Origin of the sequence: Streptomyces niphimycinicus (assembly GCF_018883605.1) — a bacterium.
GTDB classification, from domain to species: domain Bacteria; phylum Actinomycetota; class Actinomycetes; order Streptomycetales; family Streptomycetaceae; genus Streptomyces; species Streptomyces niphimycinicus.
In genome coordinates this window covers 1-3,425 of the sequence record NZ_JAHLEM010000991.1, presented here as the reverse complement: position 1 = coordinate 3,425, position 3,425 = coordinate 1, and the positions used below count along the sequence as shown (strand labels likewise).

General features: G+C 72.1%; 2 protein-coding genes and 1 pseudogene. All 3 read right to left on the bottom strand.

Features of this window, described 5'->3' with window-relative positions; all coding sequences use genetic code 11:
- Window positions 1–210: 210 nt before the first annotated feature.
- A complete protein-coding gene (locus KN815_RS46550; protein WP_216347826.1) occupies window positions 211–1,263 on the bottom strand; it encodes a LacI family DNA-binding transcriptional regulator in 1,053 nt (350 codons plus the stop codon).
- A gap of 83 nt (window positions 1,264–1,346) precedes the next feature.
- Window positions 1,347–3,095: a discoidin domain-containing protein gene (locus tag KN815_RS46545; protein WP_216347825.1), complete on the bottom strand. Its 1,749-nt coding sequence runs from the start codon at window positions 3,093–3,095 to the stop codon at window positions 1,347–1,349.
- An 85-nt stretch (window positions 3,096–3,180) separates the two neighbouring features.
- Window positions 3,181–3,425: pseudogene (locus tag KN815_RS46540) on the bottom strand (DUF1996 domain-containing protein); the annotation flags it as partial.

Genomic DNA, 3,425 nt, shown 5'->3' with positions numbered 1-3,425 from the left:
CACCCCCGCCCCGGAGCCGTCCCCCGCGTGGCGCGCCACCCTGGGCAGGCGGCTGGCGTAGGGGGTACGGGCGCCCCCGGGCGCGGGGACCACGGGCACGTCCCGCGCACGGCTACGGACACGTCCCGCGCGGGGCCCACACGCACCGCCCGGGCGGAGGGGCTACGTGTGCGTCTGGCACAGGAGCTGCGCGCACGGCCGGACGCGGGGCTACGCCGACTCCCGTACCACCAGCTCCGGTTCGAAGAGGACCGAGGCCGGTTCGGTGCGCAGGCCCCGGACGTGTTCGTCGAGCAGCCGGGCCATCGCCGCCGCCATGTCCTCCACCGGCTGACGCACCGAGGTCAGCGGTGGCCGACAGGTGGCGGCCACGCTGGAGTCGTCGAAGCCGACGACCGCGACATCGTCGGGCACCCGCCGGCCGCGCTCCCTCAGCACCTGGCAGACCCCCTGGGCCATCAGGTCGTTGGCGGCGAACACGCCCTCCACGTCGGGGTGTTCGGCCAGCAGCTCGGCCATCGCCGCCACTCCGCTGTCCAGTGTGAAGCCCCCCTCGGCCACCGGCACATAAGGATGGCCGCCGCGGGCCATCGTGTCGCGGAACCCGGCGAGCCGCTCCTGGCTCGCCGCCACGGCCCACGGCCCCGACACGGTGGCCACCTTCCGGCACCCCCGGGCCAGCAGACGCTCGGCCGCGAGGCGGCCACCGTCCCAGTGCGCCAGGTCGACATGGCTCAGCGCGACCGGCCGCACCGGACGGGCGAACAGCACGGCGGGCAGTCCGGCCTCGGCCAGCAGCGCGGGCAGCGGATCGTCGGGGTGGGTGGACACCACGAGCGCCCCGTCCGCGTTTCCCTGCCGCAGATACCTCAGCACCTCCTGCCTGGCCTCGGGGGATTCGGCGAACATCAGCACCGGGTGTGTCGAGCGCGGCCGCAGGAATCCCACCACCCCGCCGACCACCCGGCCGAAGAACGGATCGGCGAACACCCGCGCGGCGAAGGCGTTCTGCTCCTCCTCCGAGGTGTCCCCGGTGCCGTCCCCAGCCCCGGAGACGACGAGCGCCACCGTGCCGGTGCGCCGGGTCACCAGCGATCTGGCCGCCCGGTTGGGCGCGTAGCCGGTGCGCTCGATCGCGACGCGGACCTGGTCCTGGATGGCCGGATCCACGTTGCGGACGCCATTGACGACCCGGGACACCGTCGCCCGGGAGACACCGGCCTCCCGGGCGACATCCTCCAAGGTCGGGGCGTGTCGGTTCATGCCCGCACCCTAGTGGCAGCGCGCCCCGAGGGCATAGAGCGCTCTCCCGCCACGACCGGGGACGCATCACCGCCGGTCATGGATCAGTGGTAGACGCCGAACTCGTAGAGCGAGTAGCCGTATCCGGTGCCCCGGGCCGTGCCGTGGACGCGGACATAGCGGCCGGTGCCGGAGACGTCGAAGTCGTCGACACCGCCGTTGCCGTCGGTCACCTCGCGGATGGTGCGCCAGTTCTGGCCGTCGTCGGAGGTCTGGAGGGTGTACGCCTTGGCGTAGGCGGCCTCCCAGACCAGTTGGACATGGGTGAGGGGGGTGGACGCGCCGAGGTCCACCTGGAGCCACTGCGGATCGCTCCAGTCGGCCGCCCAGCGGGTGTCCGCCCTGCCGTCCACGGCGTTGGCGGGGGTGCAGGGGCAGTCGCCGCCGCCCGTCTGGTACGAGGAGGCGGTGGCCGGTCTGCCGAGGGCCACGTTGGTGCCGTTCACGGCGGGCGGGACGACCCGTACGGAACGGGTCTCGATGCCCACGTTGCCCTTGCCGTCGGTGGCCTTGACGTAGACCTTCCACACACCGGGGCGGTCCGGCGCGGTGGCCCTCAGCCGGCCGCCGCCGAGGTCGGTGGCGGGCAGCGGGGTGAGCTTCTTGTCCTGGTCGAGGTACATGCTGCTGCCCAGCACCTGGTAGGACAGGGCGTCACCGTCGGGGTCGGTGGCCCTGACCGTGAGCGTCAGATCGCGGCCCGCCTCCACCTTGGCGGGGTCGCCGTCCACGGCCAGTGAGGAGATGACCGGCGGGGTGTTGTCATGCGAGGTGTCCGCGCCGTACGCCTTCTTCACCGCGTAGTACGACAGCCGCTTCTGGCCGGCGGGCAGCAGATTGAACCAGACGCCGCCGAAGTCGTCCTCGGTGCCGTAGTGGAACATCGTGGCCCCGAGCGCGACCCCCCGGTGGCCGGTGACGCAGTTCCACGCCTTGGTGTAGCCCGCGGCCTTGGCCTGGTCGGTGGGCTCCTCCGGCACACCGTTGGCGTCGTCGGCGACCTCCCACTCCCCCGGCGGGCCGGTCTCGGTGACGATGTACGGCTTGGTGTAACCGCCCCGCTCCCAGGTGGCCTTGATATCGCAGACGGCGTTGTAGGAGTTGACGGCGTACAGGTCCAGGTCGGGGGCGTTCCGCTGGTAGTACGGCCAGGCGCCGGTCCATGCGTCGGTGGAGGTGACCGGGTGGTCGGGGTCGACACCGTGGATCTTCTTGGCGATGTCGTTGACGAACGTGGTGTAGGCGTCGCGCTGCCGCTCCAGCTCATCGCCGCCGTAGCAGTTCTGGAGGCCGAGCACCGACTCGTTGCCGACGTTCCACATCAGCACGCCCGGGTGGTCCTTGTACGTGGCGACCCACTTGGGGAACTCGGCGAGCATCTGGTCCTTGTAGGCGGTGTCCGTCCGGTAGTTCACACAGCCGCCGCTGCCCGGGCCGCCACCGGGCTGGAGCCAGAAACCGGCGATCACCTTGATGCCATTGGCCGCGGCGGCGTCGAAGAGGGGTTTGCTGGTGGCGTCGGTGCCCCAGGTGCGGAGGGTGTTGACGCCCATCGACCGCAGATCGGGCAGATGGCGTCCGGCGTCCGCGATGGCGGGGCCCCAGGTCAGGCCCTTGATCTGATACGGCTGGCCATCCACGGTCAGCCGCCAGTCGCCCTGGCCGCCGGCGACCTTGACGACGCTTCCGGCGGCGTGTGCCGGCTGGCCGGGCAGCGCGAGGGCGCCGGCGGCCAGCAGACCGGCGGTGAGGGGCGCCGCGATACGGCGTGGGGCGGTACGGGTCCGGGTCATGGTGGTGGTGTCTTTCGGTGTGTCGGGGGAAGTGGCGTGCAAACGGCCCGGCCGCCACGGTGTCCGCAGCGGCCGGGCCGCGCGTTCACGGCAGCTCGTAGTTCTCGTCCAGGGCCGCTCCGGCCTCGGGGTGGGTCTGGTCGTAGCCGCGGGCGTCGCACTGGAGCGCCCCGACGACGCAGTGATCGACGAGCGCCTTCAGCGTGGGCGCTTCCCAGGCGTTGAAGAAGTCGTAGTGGAACGACCAGCTCGGTCCGCTGGCCAGCCTCGCCCGCGAGAGGTCACCGTTGACCGGGAAGGCCATCTTGAACTCGACCATCGGCAGCGCGA

Excerpts from the sequence above, each read along its gene's own strand:
- KN815_RS46550 (WP_216347826.1), bottom strand. The coding sequence starts at position 1,263 with ATGAACCGACACGCCCCGACCTTGGAGGATGTCGCCCGGGAGGCCGGT.
- KN815_RS46545 (WP_216347825.1), bottom strand. The coding sequence starts at position 3,095 with ATGACCCGGACCCGTACCGCCCCACGCCGTATCGCGGCGCCCCTCACC.